Annotated in this window: 17 protein-coding genes and 3 pseudogenes; 6 read left to right on the forward strand and 14 right to left on the reverse strand. The window is 70.4% G+C overall.

All coding sequences use genetic code 11. The features are described from left to right. Positions 1-58: 58 nt before the first annotated feature. From ACZ7H1_RS07735 to ACZ7H1_RS07770, 8 genes and pseudogenes are all read right to left on the reverse strand, one after another. Entirely contained in the window at positions 59-874 is an 816-nt protein-coding gene (locus ACZ7H1_RS07735) for a hypothetical protein (RefSeq protein WP_470784622.1), read from the reverse strand. 77 nt (positions 875-951) lie between these two features. After that, positions 952-1,278, reverse strand: a complete 327-nt coding sequence (locus ACZ7H1_RS07740; RefSeq protein WP_470784783.1) for a PadR family transcriptional regulator — start codon at positions 1,276-1,278, stop codon at positions 952-954. A 105-nt stretch (positions 1,279-1,383) separates the two neighbouring features. After that, entirely contained in the window at positions 1,384-2,253 is an 870-nt protein-coding gene (locus tag ACZ7H1_RS07745) for an alpha/beta fold hydrolase (protein WP_470784785.1), read from the reverse strand. Positions 2,254-2,261: 8 nt separating this feature from the next. Next, positions 2,262-3,026 carry an SAM-dependent methyltransferase gene (locus ACZ7H1_RS07750; RefSeq protein ID WP_470784786.1) on the reverse strand — a complete coding sequence of 255 codons (765 nt, stop codon included), beginning with the start codon at positions 3,024-3,026 and terminating at the stop codon, positions 2,262-2,264. Positions 3,027-3,044: 18 nt separating this feature from the next. Then, positions 3,045-4,235, reverse strand: a pseudogene (locus tag ACZ7H1_RS07755) (glycosyltransferase); the annotation flags it as partial. A gap of 139 nt (positions 4,236-4,374) precedes the next feature. Beyond that, positions 4,375-4,632 carry a hypothetical protein gene (locus ACZ7H1_RS07760; protein WP_470784624.1) on the reverse strand — a complete coding sequence of 86 codons (258 nt, stop codon included), beginning with the start codon at positions 4,630-4,632 and terminating at the stop codon, positions 4,375-4,377. Between the two features lie 88 nt (positions 4,633-4,720). After that, a pseudogene (locus tag ACZ7H1_RS07765) lies at positions 4,721-4,882 on the reverse strand (GNAT family N-acetyltransferase); the annotation flags it as partial. 60 nt (positions 4,883-4,942) lie between these two features. Further along, positions 4,943-5,596: a hemerythrin domain-containing protein gene (locus ACZ7H1_RS07770; RefSeq protein ID WP_470784626.1), complete on the reverse strand. Its 654-nt coding sequence runs from the start codon at positions 5,594-5,596 to the stop codon at positions 4,943-4,945. Between the two features lie 167 nt (positions 5,597-5,763). Here ACZ7H1_RS07770 and ACZ7H1_RS07775 point away from each other — a divergent pair, with 167 nt between their 5' ends. Together ACZ7H1_RS07775 and ACZ7H1_RS07780 are read left to right on the forward strand one after the other, a co-directional pair. Further along, entirely contained in the window at positions 5,764-6,651 is an 888-nt protein-coding gene (locus tag ACZ7H1_RS07775) for a LysR family transcriptional regulator (protein ID WP_470784627.1), read from the forward strand. Between the two features lie 115 nt (positions 6,652-6,766). Next, positions 6,767-9,046, forward strand: coding sequence for a TerD family protein (locus ACZ7H1_RS07780; protein WP_470784629.1), 2,280 nt, complete (start codon positions 6,767-6,769; stop codon positions 9,044-9,046). Between the two features lie 174 nt (positions 9,047-9,220). Here the strand turns inward: ACZ7H1_RS07780 and ACZ7H1_RS07785 are convergent, their stop codons facing one another. The 3 genes from ACZ7H1_RS07785 to ACZ7H1_RS07795 form a co-directional block, all read right to left on the reverse strand. After that, the gene (locus ACZ7H1_RS07785; RefSeq protein WP_470784630.1) at positions 9,221-9,643 is read right to left on the reverse strand and encodes a DUF350 domain-containing protein; all 423 of its coding nucleotides are present in this window, start codon (positions 9,641-9,643) and stop codon (positions 9,221-9,223) included. 157 nt (positions 9,644-9,800) lie between these two features. Further along, positions 9,801-10,454: a hypothetical protein gene (locus ACZ7H1_RS07790; RefSeq protein WP_470784631.1), complete on the reverse strand. Its 654-nt coding sequence runs from the start codon at positions 10,452-10,454 to the stop codon at positions 9,801-9,803. Between the two features lie 420 nt (positions 10,455-10,874). Next, entirely contained in the window at positions 10,875-11,087 is a 213-nt protein-coding gene (locus tag ACZ7H1_RS07795) for a hypothetical protein (protein WP_470784633.1), read from the reverse strand. Positions 11,088-11,502: 415 nt separating this feature from the next. On the opposite strand from ACZ7H1_RS07795, the gene ACZ7H1_RS07800 reads away from it, so the two are divergent. From ACZ7H1_RS07800 to ACZ7H1_RS07810, 3 genes and pseudogenes are all read left to right on the forward strand, one after another. Next, positions 11,503-12,165: a deoxynucleoside kinase gene (locus ACZ7H1_RS07800; protein WP_470784634.1), complete on the forward strand. Its 663-nt coding sequence runs from the start codon at positions 11,503-11,505 to the stop codon at positions 12,163-12,165. 547 nt (positions 12,166-12,712) lie between these two features. After that, complete coding sequence (locus tag ACZ7H1_RS07805) at positions 12,713-13,204, forward strand: condensation domain-containing protein (RefSeq protein ID WP_470784636.1); 492 nt, start codon at positions 12,713-12,715, stop codon at positions 13,202-13,204. Next, a pseudogene (locus tag ACZ7H1_RS07810) lies at positions 13,132-15,330 on the forward strand (amino acid adenylation domain-containing protein); the annotation flags it as partial. The gene ACZ7H1_RS07805 and the pseudogene ACZ7H1_RS07810, both read left to right, overlap by 73 nt. A gap of 40 nt (positions 15,331-15,370) precedes the next feature. Here the strand turns inward: ACZ7H1_RS07810 and ACZ7H1_RS07815 are convergent. Beyond that, positions 15,371-17,017, reverse strand: a complete 1,647-nt coding sequence (locus ACZ7H1_RS07815; protein ID WP_470784637.1) for an alpha/beta hydrolase — start codon at positions 17,015-17,017, stop codon at positions 15,371-15,373. A 576-nt stretch (positions 17,018-17,593) separates the two neighbouring features. After that, a complete protein-coding gene (locus ACZ7H1_RS07820) occupies positions 17,594-18,016 on the reverse strand; it encodes a MarR family winged helix-turn-helix transcriptional regulator (protein WP_470784639.1) in 423 nt (140 codons plus the stop codon). A 162-nt stretch (positions 18,017-18,178) separates the two neighbouring features. Between ACZ7H1_RS07820 and eno the strand changes: the two genes are divergently transcribed. Continuing rightward, positions 18,179-19,486, forward strand: a complete 1,308-nt coding sequence (gene eno / locus ACZ7H1_RS07825; protein ID WP_470784641.1) for a phosphopyruvate hydratase — start codon at positions 18,179-18,181, stop codon at positions 19,484-19,486. 537 nt (positions 19,487-20,023) lie between these two features. On the opposite strand, the gene ACZ7H1_RS07830 is transcribed toward eno, so the two are convergent. Continuing rightward, a complete protein-coding gene (locus ACZ7H1_RS07830) occupies positions 20,024-20,290 on the reverse strand; it encodes a hypothetical protein (RefSeq protein WP_470784642.1) in 267 nt (88 codons plus the stop codon). Positions 20,291-20,499: the final 209 nt, after the last annotated feature.

The following is a 20,499-nucleotide window of genomic DNA, read 5'->3' on the forward strand; positions in this document are numbered from 1 at the left end:
GGACCATGCACCCTGTGCGGCGTCCCCTTCCGCATCCCAGGTGCGGCGTCGCGACCTGTCAGGGAGAGCGGCGTCCGCCCGGCTTCATCCGACCGGCCGCGAGGGCCATACCCGCGCAGGCGAGCAGGACCAGGCATACGACGGCCGGGGCCTCGCGCCAGGCCGCGGCGTAGAGGTGAGCGAGCAGGGGCGGGGACGCGAGGATCAGTGCGGTCAGTTCACAGCGACCTCGTGAACGACCCCGCCAGGTCAGCGTGAAGCCGGCCGCGGCAAGCACGATCAGGGGCCAGCCCCCGTAGTCGGTGCTGACCCAGGGCACGGCATCCGCATCGATCGCCGCCCGGGGCACGACCACCAGTGCGATCAAGGCGCCCGCCAGGGCCGCCCGCCCCTTGGCGACACTCTCCACCCGGCGGTCCGGCGGGCACGCGAGCACCACGGCCGCCGCCAGCGCCATGGCGGCCGGAGTGGCGACCGGGTCACCGAACGCCGGCCCGCTCACCAAGGCGGCCACCGCAAACGAAAGCAGCCCGGCCACCGTGCAGGGCACCCCCGCGCGCCATCGGCCGGCGAGCGCGGACGCCGCGCCGACGAGCACCAGCACGGACGAGACCAGCAGCACACCCCAGACGCTCGACAGTTCGGCCAGGATCTGCGGCGCCCAGGGAGCGGGCGAGGCCACTCCGGCGGCATACCAGCGCGCCAGGTACAGACCACACACCGCTGCCGAGGTCGCCAGCACGAAGGGATACGCCGAGGCGGCAACCATGGCGGCCGGGGCGGCCGAGTCCAGCCCCACGCGCATCCGCATCGCGTGCGCCGCCAGATCCACGCCTTCTCGCAACCGCACCCCGAGCGGCTCTCCTACAGTCATCTCGCGATAGGTCGCTGCGATCTCGCCGCCATGCCGGCGCCGATACCCAGCCGGGTAGAGCAGCAGGACTCGCTCGATCACCGGTCGGCCACCGCGGGCCGCGGGGCGGCCAGGCGGCGGGTGGCCTCCCGCGCCGCCTCGGCCATGTGTTCGGCCTCCATCGCCAACCGTTCCCGCCCGGCCGCCGACAGGGTGAAGGTCCGCCGGGCCCGGCCGTCGACGACCTCTTCGCGCTCGACCTCGATCAGACCCTCGGCCAGCAGGCGGTCCAGGGCTCCGTACAGGGCGCCGGTACGCAGGGCGACACGGCCGCCGGTCATCGCTTTGACCTCCTGAGCGATGGCATACCCGTGCCGGGGTGCATCCGCCAGAGCCGTCAGCACCATCAAGGACGCCGTTTGCATCACACGCTCACTCACCCCACCAAGATAGTCACTCTGACGGACTATCTCAACGAGCCCGACGGCACTGCCCCGTCCATCACCACCTAACCGCTCACGCCACGCCGATCACTGCCGAGCGGACGGGGCCGGGAGCGTGGCGAGTTCGCCCAGGGCGCGGGCCGCCGGCGCCGGGTCGGCCAGCCACTTCAGGTGGCTGCCCTCCAGCGTGCGGACGTCGTACGGGTTGTCCGGCGTCAGCTCGTTGCCCTCGCGGATCAGCCGGTCCTGTAGGGCGAGGGGCAGGCTCGCGTCGCCGGCCAGGCGGATGTAGGTCTTGGGGATGCGGCCCCAGGTGGCGGCCTGCGCCCGGTCGGCGGAGCCGCCGGCGTCCAGGTTCTCGTCGGGCTGGAAGGTGTTCAGGAAAGCGAGGAACTGCTCGTCGGTGCCGTCGGCGAAGAAGGCCGCCTTGAACGCCGCGAGCGCGTCCGGGTTCGCGGTGCGGAAGTTGACGCGGAGCAGCCCGAGGTCGGCGGGGTTCCCGGCCAGCGCCGATGCGAAGGCAGCGGGGTCGACCCCGGCCATTTCCGGCTCGGCGTAGTAGTCACCGACGTCGAGACGGACCGGGCACCAGGCCGAGACGTAGACGATGCGGTCGACGAGGTCGGGGCGCGCGTTGGCCGCGGCCGTGGCCGTGATGCCGCCGCGGCTGTGGGAGACGAGGATCACGGGGCCGTTCCGCTTGGCCCGTTCCAGGATCCCGATCAGGTGCGCGGCGTTGTCGGCGAGCGTGACGCCCTTGATGGAGCCGGGCGCGGTCGCGAGTCCTTCCGGGTCCTGCGGTGTCTGATAGGCGCGGGTGAAGGTCGCCCGGAAGCCGTGGCCGGGCAGGTCGACGGCGACCGAACGGTGGCCGAGGAGGCCGAGTTCGGCCTGAAGGGGCGCGAAGGAGAAGGAGTTCACGAAGGCTCCGTGAACCAGTACGTACGTCGGCTGCATCTGTGTACTCACTTTCCGGCCGCCGCGGTGTCGGCGGCGTCCGATGTCTGACGCAGGACCAGGCAGAGGAAGCCGAAGCTGTCCCGGTAGCCGTGCAGCCACTGCGAACGCTGGGCGGTGGCCGTCTCCAGCACCTGTGCGCAGGCCGGATCGGCGGGGTGGTCCAGGGCCCATGAGGCCAGCGAGCCCCAGCAGGCCCATTCGTAGGCGTCCAGCTCACTGCGGGTGCTGACGTGGCCGTGGACAGGGGTCCATCCCTCGGCGACGACGCGGTCCACCGTGGTCGCCAGGTCGGCGAGTTCACCGAACATCTCGAGGGCCGCCGGGGAAGGGGCGCGGTCCCAGAACGACTCGCCGATCAGAACGCGGCCGCCGGGAGCCAGCTGCTTGCGGGCCGCCGCGAGAGTGGGGAGGAGACCGCCGAAGGCATGCGTGGCGCCGACGCTGATCACCAGGTCGAACGACTGTGCAGAGACGAAGTCCGCGGCTTCCTGCCGGTGGAGGACCAGGCGCTCGTCCACCCCGAGTCTGCTCGCTGCCCGGCGGGCCTGCGCCAGGGCGACTTCGGAGACGTCGACGCCCTCGGCGTGCAGGTGCGGGCGCGTCGCCAGGGCGCGCAGAAGCCATTCCGCCGTGCCGCATCCGAGGTCGAGCACGCGCTCGTCGCCCCGCGGGAGGCCGCGTTCGAGCAGCCGGCTGACCGAGTCGTCGTCGAGCGGGGACTTTATCGGGTGGTCGGCATGGGCGATCATGGAGATCTGTTCGCGGCTCAACGGAGCAGCGTGCTCCGTGTCGAGGAGCAGCTTCGCGGCCACCGCCGTCCCGTCGGTGCGGATCGTGCCGGCGACGGCCTTCGCCCGTGCTTCCGTCTCGGGGGCCAGGGCCGTCCCGAGGGCGGCTGACAGGGAGTCGAAGGTCGGGGTCGGCCCGTCGTGTGCCGCGCCGATGCCCAGCTCGGCGACGCGGGCGGCCCAGTGCGGCTGATCGACGAACTGAGGTACCACCACCTGGGGTGCACCGGCTCGGGCGGCGGTGGTCGTGGTGCCGGCTCCGCCGTGGTGTACGACGGCCGCGACCCGGCCGAACAGGGCCTGGTGGTTGACGTCGCCGACGGCGAAGCAGTCGTCCGAGTCGTCCACCAGGCCAAGGTCTGCCCAGCCGCGGGAGACGAGCACGCGTCGGCCGTGCGCGCGGGCCGCCTCGACGGTGGTCCGGGCGACGTCGGCGGCTGTGCCCATGGGCATGCTGCCGAAGCCGACGTACACCGGTGGGGTGCCTGCGTCCAGGAACGCCTCCAGATCGGCGGGCAGGGGGCGTTCGTCGGGCAGGATCCACGCGCCGGTCTGCACGAGGTCGAGGTTCGTCAGGTGCTGCCACGGGCCCAGGACCGGGTCCACCGCCAGCCACGGCCGTTCGGTGAAGACGTGGTCGCGGACGTTGTCCACCGGCGCGAGGCCGATCGCCGCGCGGTGGGCGTTGAGGGGCCGGAGGTAAAGGGCGTCGACCTTCCGGGCGTCCAGGTCCCACAGGGCCTGGTTGTCGGTCATGCCGGGCGGGGCCGGCGGGCCGGGCCGCGGCGACGGCAGGTAGTGCGCCGAGGGCATCTCGAACGGGTGGAAGCCCGCGTACACGTATCGGATGCCCAGCTTCTCGGCCACCGAGCGGGCGCCGGCCGGCATCAGACCGCTCGCCACCAGCACGTCACAGCCCTCGGCCGCCTCGGCGACCGTGTCGAAGTGCGCGGCGACCAGCTCGGCCGCGAACGCGGCCGCGTCCGACGGCGGCGCTCCCGTCCTCAGCGCGCGCACGTCCCGCCCGAAGGGCACCAGCTCCGCGCCGACACCGGCGAGCAGTTCCGCGAACTCCTCGTCCGGCGGCGCGCACACGCGTACCTCCGCGCCGCGTTCCCGCAACTGCGCCGCCAGTCCTGCCAGCGGCGCTATGTCGCCCCGCGATCCGTACGCCATCAACAGCACACGCATGTCGTGTTCCTCATTTCTTCGGATGCCGGCCTGGGCCGGCGATGGTGCGGCAGGATCCGGTCTTCCGGATCCTGCCTCGGGGCCCCTTGGGGCGGGTTCGCGTCGGGCGGTGGTCGAGGGTTACGGCGGATGCAGTAGATCAGCTTGCGGAAGGCTTGCCGGCTTCTTCAAGGGACTTGGGTGAGGTCAGGTCGCGGAGACGTCGAGCCGGAACTCGCGGGTGCGCCGGTAGGAACATGTCGTTCATCGCGTTCTTGGCCGCGGCGAAGGCGTCGGCGAGGCCGTCGGGAACCGTTCCGGTCCAGCCGGTCAGCCGGTGGCCGGGGTCCTCCGCATCGACGATCCGGAGCAGCTCGGCCTGGTCCGTCCCGCCGAGGCGCAGGATGAGGTGATCCAAGGTCAGTGTGCGGCGGAAGCCCCGCCGTTCGCTGACGGCTTCGCCCGGGCTGTCGGCCCGCGGCCGCGGCGATCAGGCTGCGCCGGTTCTCGGTGGGGCAGGCCGCCACGACGGCCGACAGGAGGAGGGAGCCGGTTCCCAGGCGCCGGTGTGCGGGATCGACGTGGAGTTCCAGTTCGGCCAGGTGCTCCTGTCCCGCGGAGGTGAACACCCGCAGGCCGGCGACTCCGACCGGGGCGCGCGTCGGGATACCGCGAGGGCGTGCTCTCTCGGCCGATGCACCTCTACGGCAGCGGTTGGTGAGGCTGCGTCAGGCCGCGGTTGCCGGAGTCCAGCGTTCGAGAACGTCGTACGCCGGGATCCACCGGGTGGTGCAGGCGGTGTACGCGGGTGCGGGCAGTCGGGCCAGGAGCCTCGCCGCCGCAAGCTCGTCGGCGCCGTCCAGCAGCCAGGGCAGCAGCAGCGGTGCTTCCCGGTCGAGGGGCCGGGCCTGGGCCCGGTCGAACCGGCCCCACTGCTCGGCCGTCAGCACCTTCCGGACGAGCGGCAGCGCCACGGTCTCCTCGTGTTCGAGGTGCCCGGCCAGGCCGCGGGTCAGCGCGTCGGTCAGTTGGCCCAGCCGCAGCGAGTCGGCACCGGGGTCGCCACCGGGGTCGGTCAGCGCGTCGTCGATGGCCTGGATCAACCGCTCGATGGCCGTGTGTTCGGCCTCCATCACCTCCAGGAGGGCCAAGTCCTTCGGGCGGCCGGCCAGTCCGTGCCGCAGCGTCGGCCACAGGGCGTCGTCCTCGGCCGCGTGGTGGGCGCGGAGAGCCTTCTTGAACAGCTTCCATCCGGCGCCGGTGGCCAGGACATGCCGGGGGTCGCGGTCCACGGCGGTGGTGATCCGGTCCAGATGGGCAAGATCCCGGCGCAGGGCGTCATGCATCGCGTACATCAAGGTCAGGTCGATGGCGCCGCTCACGGGCAGTTCCGGGAACTGTCGGCTGGCCCACGGACCACGGCGTCGGGTGTCGTGCGTGCGTGCATGCCTTCAACGATCTTGGGACTCGCGCATATGATCAAGGCGAACTTCCGCGCGGTTCGATAACCGCTGGGTTATCGACGGAGGACTACGGGACTGGGGAACCAGTGGAGCTGCGGGACATCGAGATCTTCCTGGTACTGGCCGAGGAGCTGCATTTCGGCCGGACCGCACAGCGGCTGCGCATCTCGCAGGCGCGCGTCAGCCAGGCCATCAAGAAGCAGGAGCGGCGCATCGGCGCCGAACTGTTCACCCGCACCAGCCGCACGGTGTACCTGACCGAGGTCGGCCGGCAGTTCCGCGACGACCTGCAACCGGTCTACGCCGGCCTGCACGAATCCCTGGAGCGCGCCCGGCTGGCAGCGCGCGGCATCACCGCACAGCTCCGCGTCAGCCTTCTGCCCTTCAACGTGGTCGATCTGCACCCTTACTGGAAGGCGTTCCGCGCGCGGTACCCGCAATGGGGACTCCAGGTCCGCCAGGCGACCTTCACCGATGTGTTCGGCCAGCTCCGTAGTGGTGCCATGGACGTGGTCGTCGCCTGGATGCCGGTGGAGGAGCCGGACTTCACCGTCGGGCCGCCCCTGTGCACCGACTCCCGGATCCTCGCCGTGGCCGACGACCACCGGCTCGCGGAACGGGACTCCGTGCCGCTGGAGCTGCTCGCCGACTTCCCGCACGCCACTGCCCTCGGCCTGCCGGACTACTGGGAGGACAGTTACCTGCCCTTCCACACCCCACGGGGGCGGCCGATCGACCGCATCGCGTCCGTGGACAACGCCGATGAACTGATCAACATGGTGGGCATGGGCGAGATCATCCACACTTTCCCCGGCCATGTCACCAGGCACTGGGGCATGTCGAACATCCGATGGCTTCCCGTCCCGGACCTGACGGCCATGACCTACGCCCTGGTCTGGCGGACCGAAGCCGAGAACGACCTCATCCGGGCTCTGGCCGAGACGGTGCACGATCTCGGAGTCTTTCGCTTCTGACGCTTCGGCAGGGCCTGCCCGCGACCCTGGGCCGCGGGCCCCGGCAGTCCTGCCGTCAACGCGGTGCTCGGAAACCCGTATGCATCGCCTCGAACGGTTCTGCGATCATGCCCGCATGGGCCACCCTCTCGAACCCCTGGTCATCCGGCACACCCACCGCCTCCCCGCACCGTCTCCGGCCCGCGCCGACGGAGCAGGACAGGGTGAGCAGGGCGCCGTAGCGGCACGGCAGTTCGACACCGCGCTGATGTCCGTGGGCTTCAAGCTCTCGGGCCCGTTGCTGGAGCGCCTCTCCGGACTGTCCGGGCGCACGGTGGTCGGCATCGCCGCACGCACGCTCGACACCGTCCGCGAGATGAGCGGCGACCACGTCCGGCACAACGCCTACTTCGTCGACTTCCCGGCCAACGTGCCGGACACGTTCGACTTCTGGATGCAGAGCATCGCCCATGCGCTCGCCGACGGTGCCCCGCTCGCCCGGCTCGGCACCGGCACGGTCGACCTGCTCACCCTCCCCTCGTACGGGAAGTACCAGCACACGTACGCCGAGATGCTCGCCGCCCACGACGAACTGATCGCCGCCGCGGGCGACCGCACCACCGTCCTGCAGCTCGGTGGCACCCCGGATGACGAGGTCAGCTCCCTGTACCTGGCCCTGGCGGGCAGCGTCACCCCGCTCGGGGAGGAGGGTCTGCGCGATCTCGCCGCCCTCGCCGCGCACTGTGCGGACGGCCAGCAGCCCGAGGCGATCCCGGTGCGCGAGAACCGTTCCGTCGTCAACCGCGCCCGTCTCCGGACCGGCGCGCCCCTCCTCCTCGACACCGTCACCGACGTCCTCCGTCTGGCCTGTGCCCTGTCGGACGGCGACGTGAGCCTGGCCGGACCGACCCGGTTCCGGTCGCTGTCCCGGCCGGTACGCCGCGCCCTGCTCGCCGGCCTCGACTCCGTCGTCGCGGCGGCCCCCGCCAAGCTCGCCGACGTCACCGCACACCGCGAGGCGTTCAAGCGGCTCGGCGAACGCCTGCACCCGCACGAATACCCGCGCTGGCCGCACGCCGCCGACGTGTTCGCCGTGGCCCGGGGCGAGAAGGAGGCCCGCTCCCTCGACAGCCACGTGGAGGAACTGCTCGGCAGGAACGACGTCACTGCCGCCGCACGGCTGCTGGCGGCCGCCGCCCCCGGGAAACTCTTCCGCTCCCTGGACCGCCTGATGCGCGCCTGCCCCGACGGGGGAGAGCGCGAGGCCGTCGCGACTGCCGCCGCGCAGGCCGCTCCGCAGGTCTCGGGCCGGGTCCTGCTGTCGGTGCGCGAGCACTTCCAGAACCGTACGCACCGGCCGGAGCACGAGTACGAGCAGGTACCGCCCTTCGCCCCGGCCCCGGCCCCAGCCCCAGCCCCGACCACGGCCCCGGCGCGTGTGGATGAGCCCGCCGCACGGCGCGTCTTCGTCAACGGCCGCGGTCGTGCATGGGTCACCGACGACACCCGTACGCCCCTGCGGCCGGCCGAACGCGAGCGTCTGATCCGTGCCCTGGACGCCGAGTTGCGCCGCCGTCTGCCCGAGCCGGGTCACCTGTTGATCGATCCCGGCGTGCTCGATGTCGCGCTCCCGCTCAGCGGCAAGGCGACGGCCGCCGGTCTCGGTGTGCTGCCGCGCGGCTCCCTCTCCCCCGTCGAGGGTGAGTTGCTGCGGTTCTTCGTCCACTGGAAGCAGACGGACACCGACACCGACTACGACCTGGCGGCGCTGGTCCTGGACGCCTCGTACGAGACCGTTTCCTGGCTGTCGTACACCTCCCTCAAAACGATCGGCGGCGAGCACTCCGGCGACATCACGGAAGCGCCCGACGGCGCCTCGGAGTTCATCAACCTGCGCCTGGACTCCGTACCCGGTACGTTCATCGTCCCGCAGGTCAACATCTACTCCGGCGAGGGCTTCGAACAGGTCGAGGAGTCCTTCTTCGGTTTCATGCTGCGTGATGCGGAGCAGCAGGGCCGCCCGTTCGAACCGCGCACCGTACGCATGAAGTCCGACCTGCGCGGGCCGGGCAGGGTCGCGCAGCCGCTGGCCTTCCTGCGCGGGAGCGACGGGCGCTGGCGGGCCAAGTGGCTCCACCTCTACCTCCAGGGCAGCCCGAACGCCAATCGCGTCGAGGGCAATCGGGTAACCGTCGCCACGCTGGTACGCGGCATCGTCGAGCGCGACTACCTCACGGTCCGGTACCTCACCGCCCTGATGGCCGACCGGGCCACCGCCATCACGGTGTGGGGCGCCGACGGCACGCCCATCCCCGAGGGGCCCGTCACGTACATCGGCCTGGAACGGCCGGAGGGACTGCACCCGGATTCCCTGATCGTCACCCCGGAAAACCTGCGTGCCCTGATCCCGGCCTGACTGCTAGCGTGAGCCCCGGCGAGGCCATGGACGGGCTTCCTTCTCACACTCCTGCAACTAGTCCGTCCGCTTTCCTCGCCCTCGACGTCACGACGCCGGGATGCCCTGCGGCACCCCGGCGTACGCAGAGAGCGCCGCTCCTGGTGGGCAGCGGCGCTCTCGTTCAAGCCGGTGTCAGGCTATCGAGGCCGCCACGATCGCGGCCACGGCCAGGTTGCAGGAGGCGGTGACCCACACCGCGGGGTGCGGCTCCGGGTCGACGACGATGGCTCCGAGCTTGCCCGGGGTCACCAGGTCGAGCACCAGGAACGCCACCGCCATCAGGACCAGGCCGAGCACGCCGAAGGCCGCGGTGGACAGCAGGCCCTTGCCGAAGTCCTCGTAGGTGGTCCAGATCGAGGTGAACACGATGCCGCCTATGCCGAGGAGCGCGGAGCTCAGCAGGAGGGCGGCATTGCGGTTGCGCTCTTCCCAGATCTGCTTCGGCAGCTTCCCGGGCGTCAGCACGTCCACCAGGACGATGCCGAGAATCAGCAGCACCAGGCCGAGAGCGCCGAACGCGCTGGTGCGACCAAGTCCGTTGATGATGTCGCTCATTGAGAAACCTGTCTCCGCGTGGATGGCAAATAGTGTGCCGTGGGCTGGCCGAATCTATCGCACAGCCCTGTCGCGGACCATGGGCAGGTGGGGGAATTGGCAGAGGTCAGGGCCGCGCGCGGCCCTGATGAGCCGGCTCGTCCTCCGCGTTCGCGTCTCAGTGGCTGTGGCGCGGGGTGAGGTCGGCGGTTTCGAAGTACAGGTCGGCTCTGACGTCGATCGTGACGGGAACGGAACGGCCGTCCAAGGCCGCCACGGCGGCCACGTCCTCGCCCTCCTTCAGCCGCCCGCCGGGCTCGTTGGGGCGGCCGGGTACGGTGATGGCGATGCCCTGGCGGAGCTCGTCGTCGGAGGGTTGCCGGCCCTGGATCCCCACCGCCAGCAGATGGTCGAACTCCTGCCGATCGGCCGGACGGAAGGGGCCGGTGATGCGGTGCGCCACGAAGAGCTCCGGTCCGTGGCCGAACAGGATGTACGGCAGCACCTCGGGCCGTTCCGTGTCCGGGACGAACCGGTGGCGGCACACCACGTCCCTGATCTCGACCCGGACGCCGGATGCGATCTCCAGAGGCGGATCAGGGTGAGCAGGCGGCCGCTCGAAGTGGTTGCGGTGCAGATTCCCCGTGAAGGACATCCGTTTCGGGGGTTCGCCGTTGTCCCCGGGGAACAGGTCGGGCAGCATGAACTTCTCGGGCTCGAACGTATAAATCCGGGATTCCGGATGCGCCTTCTTGTCGTCGAAATAGGCGCCGTCGACGGGTCCGAAGGTTCCCCGCATGATCACCTGGTAGTCGTGCGGGGAATGGGGCATCGGCAAGTGGGAGAGAAAGACGCAATCGTTTCCCACCACCGCCATGCCGTGGAAGCCTGGGGGGTCGGGTGTCAGTGTCATCGTGGGCTCCCGCGGACCGAATGTGGGTGGACCAGCGGCCGTCCTCGGCAGCGCTGTCAGGGTGGAGGGTGACCCGATCGATTGGCGCAGCCGGAGGGGAACCCTCGGGCGTTCTCACTGCCACGGGTGATCGGCTCTACCAGGTCAAGGTTCTCTCGCGTGCGCCCGCCCCGCAAACCGCGCGCCGAGCCCGGCAAGGTGGGGTGCCGGTATGAGCAGGGGTGACGGTCCGGCCCACGACGACATGTGACGCACCGGCGGCAACGGCAGCACGCGGCGTGCCGGGCCGGGCGTGCTCACCTGGGGACTGACCGGGAAGCGCAACTCCCGGCGTGACGATCAGGGTGCGGAGCCAAGCACACCACGCAGCGGCCCGGCTTCCTGCGGCGATGCGATCACGCCATGGCAACCAGCGCGTTCCGCCAGCCGGGCCAGCCGCAACACCTGCTGATCGGTCGAGGTTGAGCCGGTGACGCCGATGTCAGCGAGATCGGAGCCCGTCATGCCGGTGACGACGATCAGGTCCGGCCCGGCAGCCGTGAGCAGCTCCATCCCGACCTTGTAGAAGCGACACTCCTCACCAAGCCGGTCGACGACTTCGTCAGCGGAGGTTGTCGAAGTCCAAGGCAACGATGATCCGATTGGTTGGCTCCACGGCATCTTTGTCGCCCAGAGCCGACTGAGCTTGATGCCTGCGCTCTGGCCGACCCAGGGCAAATCGTCACCTAATATTTCTGTAGGCCGCAGGGCTGCGGCCCATCACCTTGCGTGGCGGCTGTGGAACGGTCGGTCACGCCGGTGGCGGTCGAGGAGAGCGGCCCGTGTCAGGTCCTCGGTCCTGACGGGGACCCCATGACGCTGATCACTAAGATCCTGGGGAATCGCGCGGCATCGGCGTGCGTCTCAGTGGTGTGGGGCGCCCGGCCCAGCCGCCCACGAACAGTAGACCCCCAGGGAGAAGTGAGGTATGCCAGTGATCTGCGTCGGTGGCATGATCGGAATCGGCAAGACGAGTGTGGCCGAACTGCTCGCCAAGGAGCTGGGCAGCGAAGTCTTCTACGAGAGCGTGGAAGACAATCCGATCCTTCCGCTCTTCTACACGGCGAGCCCCGAAGAGATCCAGGCGAAGCGCTACCCCTTCCTGCTCCAGCTCTACTTCCTGCAGACGCGGTTCGCCTCGATCAAGGAGGCGTACAAGCAGGGCGACAACGTCCTCGACCGGTCGATCTACGAGGACTGGTACTTCGCCAAGGTCAATCACGACCTGGGCCGGATCAGCACGCTCGAGATGCGCGTGTACGAGGGGCTGCTCAACGAGATGATGCGCGAGATCGACGGCCTGCCGTACCGCAAGGCGCCCGATCTCATGGTCTATCTCAAGGCGGACTTCGAGACGGTGCTGCACCGTATCGGTCTGCGGGGCCGCGGTTTCGAACAGGACGAGAGCCTCGTCGAGTACTACCGGACGCTGTGGTCCGGCTACGACGACTGGGTGCACAAGCACTACTCGGCCAGCGACGTCCTCGTCATCGACATGAACCACACGGATGTGGTGAACAACGCCGAGGACGCGGCCCGCGTGGCGCAGGAGGTCAAGGACGCCCTGGCAGCGGTCGGCAGCCGGGGCTGAGGATCAGCTCGACGGCGGGCGCGCAGTCGGGTTCGTTCTGACCGACAGCAGCCGCACGCGCCAGCCGTGCAGAAGCCGAGAGTGCCGGCACCGGGAGGGGCGGCGGGTGCCGGCATGCCGGCACCCGCCCAGTGTCGAAGTGATCTCCGTCATCGGCTCGACCGGCATCGCCGGGCGGGCTCCCGCGCTCGTACTCGCCGCCGTCCGCGGCGACCGGGTCTGAGGCTGAGGGGTGCACCCCCCCCCAGCGGATCTCTCGTGCCATTGGACCTCGCGCTGGGGGCAAGTCCGAATCTCGGCGGTCGCGGTCACGGACGAACTGCGTTCACGTGGAGTTCCGCGTGACCGGACAGCGTAGAAGCCGGTCGACACTTGTCTGAATCTCTATGGGCGACATCCCGGTGAAATTACCGGCTCCGGTTTTCCGGTACTCAAGCCTCACTCGATGTCCGCGCCAGCCCCTGTCGGGAAAACCCGCGCTCAATTGACCTTGCGCGACCCCCTCTTCCATAATCCGGAATAGTGCGGGACAGGTGCGTGTGCCTGGGTGCTGCGGGCCGACCTCTCCGGCGCGCCCACCTTCGAGGAATTCCTCGGCCGCGTCCGGGAGAAGGCACTGTCCGCCTACGGAAACCAGGACCTCCCGTTCGAGCGGCTGGTGGAGGTGCTCAACCCGGAACGCTCACGCGCGTACCACCCCCTGTTCCAGGTGATGTTCACCTGGCAGAACGCAGATCCCGGTGCGAGCGCGGAACTGCCCGGGGTCCAAACCGAGTTCGTCCCGGCGGTCACGGGGGCGGCCAAGTTCGACCTGCTGTTCAGCCTCACCGAGCAGAAGTCGCGCTCCGGCCACAGGGCGATCGGTCTCGTCGAGTACGCCACCGATCTCTTCGACCGTGACTCGGTGGTCCGCATGGCGAGCGCAGCCGGCTGGCCGCCTGGGCGGCCGCCGGCGGCGACGCCGGTCCGGTGCCCGCCGTCACGCTCGCCGAGGCGTTCGAGAGGCAGGTGGCGACGGGGGCCGTGCGCCCGGCCGTGACCTCGGGAGACCTCACCCTCGACTATGCGGAGCTCAACGCGCGCGCCAACCGGCTCGCGCGCCTGCTCGTCACGTACGGTGCCGGTCCCGGCCGGTTCGTGGCCGTCTCCCTGGCCCGTTCGGCCGAGCTGGTCGTCACGCTCCTCGCCGTCCTCAAGTCCGGTGCCGCCTACGTGCCCATCGACCCGGACAGTCCGGCCGACCGGATCGCCTACATCCTCGGCGACGCGGCTCCCCAGCTCGTCGTGACGACATCGGCCGTGGCCGACCGCGTGCCCGCCGGCCACGTGCTCGGCCTCTGCCTCGACGACCCGGGCACCGAGGCTGCGCTCGCATCCCTGCCCGCCACCGGCCTGGAAGCGCACGAACGGACCGCCGCCCCGCAGACGGAGGACGCGGCGTACGTCATCTACACCTCGGGGTCCACCGGCCGCCCCAAGGGCGTGGTCGTCACCCACCGCAACGTCCTGGCCCTGTTCACCGCATCCCGGAGCATGTTCGATTTCTGCGAGGACGACGTGTGGACGATGTTCCACTCGTACGCCTTCGACTTCTCCGTCTGGGAGCTGTGGGGTCCGCTGCTGCACGGTGGACGGCTCGTCATGGTGCCGTACGAGCCCAGCCGGTCCCCGCAGGACTTCCTCGCTCTGCTGGTGCACGAGGGTGTGACGGTCCTGAACCAGACCCCCTCGGCCTTCTACCAGTTGATGCGGGCGGACCGGGAGAACCCGGAGCTGAGCCGGCGGCTGTCTATCCGCTACGTCGTGTTCGGAGGCGAGGCCCTGGACCTGGCCCCGCTCGGCGAGTGGTACGAGCAGCACGCCGAGGACGCCCCCGTCCTGGTCAACATGTACGGCATCACCGAGACGACCGTGCACGTCAGCCATCTGGCGCTGGACGCCGGGCTCGCTGCCCGGCAGCCCGGCAGCGTGATCGGAACCGGACTGCCGGGCCTGGAGGTCCACGTCCTCAACGGTGCCGGCCGGCCCGTTCCGGTGGGCGTCGTCGGGGAGATGTACGTGGCGGGTCCCCAGGTCGCCCGCGGCTACCTGAAACGTCCCGAGCTGACCGCCCAGCGATTCGTGGCCAACCCGTTCGGGCCGCCCGGCAGCCGCCTCTACCGCTCCGGCGACCTGGCCAGGTGGACTTCGGACGGCTGCCTCGAATACCTCGGGCGCGCGGACGACCAGATCAAGCTCCGCGGGTTCCGCATCGAGCCGGGCGAGATCGAGGCTGCTCTCCTCGCCTGCGAGGGGGTGGCCGAGGCGCGGGTGCTGGTCCGTACCGACGCGGTGGGGGACAGCGTGCTGACCGCCTACCTGGTGCCCGCCCCCGGCCGGGCACCCGATCCGGCCGCGCTGCGCGAGCGGCTGAAGGGCGACCTGCCCGCGTACATGGTCCCCACGGCGTACGTCGAGCTGGCCGAGATCCCGCTCACCACCAACGGCAAGCTGGACCGCAAGGCGTTGCCCGCGCCGTCCGTCGGCACCGGGGGCAGAGGCCCGAAGGCCGCCGTCCCTCCGCGCAACGCACTGGAGCTGAGGGTGGTCCAGGCGTGGGACCGGGTGCTGGGCACCGAGGGTGCCGGCATCGACGACGACTTCTTCGATGTCGGTGGTGACTCCTTCAAGGCCGTGTCGCTGGCGCGGGCCATCGGCGGACTGTCCGTGGTCGAGGTGTTCAAGAACCCGACGCCGCGGGCCCTCGCCGCCCACCTCGCGGCGCAGGACGCGGGGCACGGCCGGCAGCGGCTGCACCGGCTCACCCCGGACCGGCAGCGGGCCCCCCGCCACACGCTCGTCTGCATCCCGTACGGAGGCGGCAGCGCCACGGCCTTACACGCCCTGGCCGGCGAGTTGCCGGAGGACGTGGAGTTGCGGGCCGCGGCGCTACCCGGACACGATCCCGCCCTGCCCGAGGAGCCGGTCGTGGCCTGGGCCGAGGCGGCCGGGGAACTGGTCGCGGAGATCGCCGAGACGGTTTCCGGCCGTGGGAGGCGTACGCCCGTGAGGTGTCCCTGGAGGTCGTCGAGGACGGCGGCCACTACTTCGTCCAGGACCGTGCGGCGGTCAGGCGGCTTCGCCGACGCCCGCCGGCTCAGCGGCGGTGGCTGCCATCGCCGCTGAGCCGGGTGCACAAGTGCCGGTCAGCCTCCGGCGCGGCGCGTCAGGCAGTCGGCACGGGGAAGGGGTCCAGGTCCGGCTTGAGGACCTGGCCGGGCTTCGGCGCCGTTCCGTCCACGAGGTACGCGGTCACCAGCGCGTTCAGCGCCTTGCTCCGGCCCACCGCGCAGTGCTCGATCACATCGACCGTGACCAGCACGGAGTTCCCGAGCTGCCGCTGCATCCGCTGCGAGAAGCGGTACTGGGTCGCGGGGTCGAAGGTGTTGCCGATGACCATGACCTTGTTCGCGGTCCGCCGGTTCCACGGCCCGGTGTACCGCTCCGAGGTGCGGGCGGGCGCCGGCCAGGTCGCGCACGGGGGCGCGTCGAAGGCCTGGTACCGGCCGAACGTGGGCGCGTGCCGTTCCCAGGTGCGGGCCAGGTGCGCGAAGACCCTCGGGTTCGACGGGTACGGCTTGTCCTGGCAGTTGACTCCGAAGTACGAGTCGTCCGAGGTGTACGGGGTTTCCGCGGGGGCCTCGCGCAGTGCCGCCGGGACGACCCTGGTCAGCCGGTCCGCCGCAGCCGCGGGGACCTTGCCTAGCTCCGGACCCACGCCCCGCTGCTGGTTGATCACCTGGTGCAGGGCCTCGAGCGACACCGCCATCGGCGCGAGCCGGCTCTGCGCGTACAGGGCGCTGGCCACCTGGCTGGTGAAGCTGCTGAGAGTGACTTCCGCGCCGCTCGGCAGCGTCACCGACGAAGTGCGCAGACGGTCGCGGATCGCGTCGAACTTCGCGCGGGTGTCGCCCTCGGCGAAGGCGCAGCGCGGCGCGCCGACGGCCTTGCAGCGCTTGAGGAACTCGGCCAGTGCCGGTTCGAAGCCGCCCCTGGCGCGCTGGCGGTCGTACTCGAGACCGTCGTGCATGCGCAGGTTCGGGTCGACGTTGCCGTCGACGATGACCGCGCGCACCTTGTCCGGGTACATGTTGGCGTAGGTGGCGCCGATCAGTGTGCCGTACGAGAAGCCGGCGAAGGTCAGCTGCCGGTCGCCCACGGCCTGGCGCATCCGGTCGAGGTCGCGCACCACGTTCATGGTGGACATGTGGCGGATGAGCGGGCCGGCAGTGCGGGCGCAGGCACGCGTGTAGTCCCGGGCGGCCGCGAGGGTGCCGTTCACCTCGGTGCGGGTGACGGGCACGATGGTCGCCCGCTCGAAGACCGCTTCCGCTTCCTCGTTGGTCTTGAAGCACCGCAGCGGATTGCTGCGGGCGACACCGCGGGGGTCGAAGCCGATGAGGTCGAAGTGCTCCGTGACGCGGGGCTCGAACCGGGCCGTGGTGGCCCACAGGTAGCCGCTGCCGCCGGGGCCACCGGGGTTCAGGAAGAGCGATCCGATGCGCTTGGCCGGGTCGCCTGCCCGCCGGCGCATCATGGCGATGCCGATCTTCTCGCCGGACGGGTTCGCGTAGTCCAGCGGCACGGGGTACACGGCACAGTCGTAGATCTTGGGATCGGGCTGGGACGGGTCCGGGTTGCAGGGCGTCCATTGCACGGGGGCGACCGGCGCGCCGGCGGTGGCCAGGGCGGTCGAGGCGGCAATCGTTTCTCCGGCAGGCTTCACGGGCGCCGCCGCCGCCGTGACGGCACCGCTGGAAGCCAGGGCTAACGCGCTGGTGAGCGCGACCACCAGAGTGGCTATGCGAGACAAAGAACCCTCCTTCGGCTGATCAAACCCGGTCAGCATGGCAGCAGTTGAGAAGACCGTAAAGATCGCGGTCACCGGGGACTCCGGCGCGGAAGGAAGGAACGGAACGGGCGGGGGCTGCATGCCGGATCCGTTGGTGCAGGGCAGGCGGCTCGATGACCGCCTCGAGGGATCGGGGGCTTCCACGAGAAGGGGCTGCGACTCACGGGTGCATGTCCACACAGCCCGGATTCTCCGGAGGGGAGCAGGTATCAACTCGTGAGCACCGGGGAAGCACAGCACGCGGGCGAGGGTCTTCGGAGGAAGGCCGATCTGTTCGCCGAAGAGGATCTCCGGGCCGCGTCGGCCTCCCGCAGGTCCGCCGTCCCGGCCCACAGGGTCCAGAGCGGGGGCGGGGTACCAGAACGCGCAGGTGCAAGAGACGCCGAGGTCAGGATGTCGGAGTCGGTGGCGCTTCGGAGAACGGCTCACCTGCGGGCACGGGGGCGGTCAGCGGACCGGGGACGGGGCCGGCCGCTTCAGGCCGGACTGCATACGCGGGGCCGCACCGCCCACACCGCGCCTTCGCCCACCGCGCCACTAGCGCGTGGCGAGCCGCTCCAGCAGGGCGGCGCTCCGTGCCAGCAACGCCCGCTCCTCATCCGTGAGTTCGGCCTCGATGGCCTGCGCGAGCCAACCGGCCCTGCGGCCACGCTCCGCTTCGAGCGCGGCCCGGCCGGCGTCCGACAGCTCGACCAGCGACTTGCGGCCGTCCGTGGGGTGAGCGCGGCGCGTGATCAGGTCCTGTTCCATGAGCAGGCCCACCGACCGGGCCATCGACTGGGGTCGTACGCGCTGATCCGCGGCGAGGTCACTGGTGGTCATGGCGCCGTTGCGGTCGAGTGCGCCGAGCACGGCGGCCTGGCCCAGCGGGATGCGGTCCTCGTGTTTGACGCGTCGGGTGAGCTTGCCCATGGCGGTGCGCAGTTCGGCGGCGATGGCGGCGGCTTCCGGGGTGGGCATAGGGCATTTTACCTCGTTGGACAGCGAAACTGCGCAGCTGATCTGGACAGCAATGCTGTACAGCAAAACTGAGCAGCATTGCTGTATGGTTTGGCGTGTCGGGCTCAGCGCCAGCGTTGTCGCAGCCGGGGCCGCGGCACACGACAACGGGGAGGAACTCACATGTCCGCAAAGGAAGTCGGGACCGCAAACGCCGCCATCGAGACCGTCACCGCCCGGCGGATCATCGACAGCCGGGGCAACCCCACGGTCGAGGTCGACGTCGTCCTGGCGGACGGGTCCCTGGGGCGCGCGGCCGTCCCGTCCGGCGCCTCCACCGGTGCCCGGGAGGCCGTGGAACTGCGCGACGGAGACTCCGCACGCTGGCACGGCAAGGGTGTCGACCGCGCGGTGGCCCACGTCAACGGGGAAATCGCGGCGTCCGTGCGCGGCCGGGACGCGGTGGACCAGGCGGGCCTCGACGCCGCGCTGGTCGCCCTCGACGGCACCGCCACGAAGTCCCGGCTCGGCGCCAACGCGATCCTCGGCGTCTCCCTCGCCGCCGCCAAGGCCGCCGCGGCGGCCCACCGCCGGCCCCTCTACCGCTACCTCGGCGGCGCCGGCGCCCACCTCCTGCCGCTGCCGATGATGAACATCGTCAACGGCGGCGCCCACGCCGACAATCCGCTGGATTTCCAGGAGTTCATGATCGCGCCCGTGGGCGCGGACACCTTCGCCGAAGCCGTCCGCATGGGCAGCGAGGTCTTCCACACCCTGCGCCGCGATCTGCTGGCCGCCGGGCACTCCACGGGCGTCGGCGACGAGGGCGGGTTCGCACCCGCGCTGCGTACCGCCGAGGAGGCGCTCGACTTCGTGATGACCGCCATCGAGCGCACCGGCTACCGCCCCGGCACGGACATCGGCCTGGTCATGGACCCCGCGTCGTCGGAGTTCTTCCGCGACGGGATGTACGACTACGCGGGCGAGGGGGTGCGCCGCACCCCCTCCGAGCACGCCGACTACCTGGCCAAGCTCATCGACTCCTATCCGGTCGTCTCCATCGAGGACCCGATGGCGGAGAACGACTGGGACGGCTGGCGCGAGCTGACCGCCCGCGTCGGCGACCGCTGTCAGCTCACCGGCGACGACGTGTTCTGCACCAACGAGACGCTGCTGCGCGAGGGCATCCGCACCGGCGTCGGCAACTCGGTCCTGGTCAAGGTCAATCAGATCGGGACCCTGACCGAGGCGCTGGCCGCGGTTGCCACGGCCCACCAGGCGGGCTGGACGGCTGTCATGTCGCACCGCTCGGGCGAGACGGAGGACACCACCATCGCGGATCTGGCGGTGGCGACCGGCTGCGGTCAGATCAAGACCGGCTCGCTCTCCCGCTCCGACCGCACGGCGAAGTACAACCAACTGATACGGATCGAAGAGGAGTTGGGCGGCTCGGCGCGCTTCGCGGGCCGCTCCGCACTGCGCCGGGCGTGAACTGCAGGCAGAGATAGAGACCAGGCGGGCCCCTATCGCGTCTTGCCGGGCGGGCACCCCGTGGGGGGGTGGGCTCTCGCGGTCCTCAACCGGGACCTGGCGGCGACCTTCCAGAGCAGGGACCCCTGCAACTGCTGGCCCTTCCTCCGTACGGTGCCGACGACCCGTAGCTGGGGCAGGCATGGCCCCGTGCGTCGAGCACAACCTGGGCAGGCATCCTCGGGATGCGGACGGGCAACCGTCCAGGTGGTGCGCGGGAGACAGGTTGCGTCGCGGCCCGGGCCCATGTCCGTGCCGCCGTGGGCGCGCTCGACGCCTTCGTCCGCCCGCGTCGCCCCAACCGCAAGAGGCGTCGGGCAATTTGACGTCCCAGTGGAATGCGGATGTTTACACACCAGTCGTCAAGAGGGTCGGCGTTCTCCTTCTACGGGGGCAGGAGGAGAACGCCGAACACCGGCGGATCGATACCCTCTTCGCCATGCCCTACTTCTGCATGGCCGTTCCACTGAGGAGACGTTTCTGATCTGTGATGTCAGTTCAGTACCAGAGGTAGAGATAGAACGGCAGGAGCGGTCCGGGCAGGCCCATTTCGCACTTGTAGGGCTTGCTCTGGGCCTTACCCGCATTCTCACACGGCGTGGGCGAGTTGTAGTACGTGCTGTGATAGTGCCAGCTGGCCGCAGCGGTTGCGCCGTTGGCGGTGACCTTCCCCGGCGCGACGTCGGCGGCCTGGGCGGGCACGGCTGCACCGAGCGCGAATACGCCCCCCAGGGCCAGGGTCGCCAGTGCATTACCTATACGCATGAAGTTCTCCTTTGTCGGTCACGGCGCCGTCAAATCCGTGAAGCAATGCGCCCCTCAGGATTCCGTCCGCCGATTGGACTTTCAGTTTTAGCACGGGGGTCCGACGAGCTGCCAGGTTCAACGTAGTTCTCGCTATCGTCGGCGCCTTTCGGCAGGTGCAGGGATTACGGACCCAGGCGGCGCAGGTGTCCCGTCAACGGGACAGATCC

This window comes from Streptomyces sp. NPDC037401 (assembly GCF_055602345.1).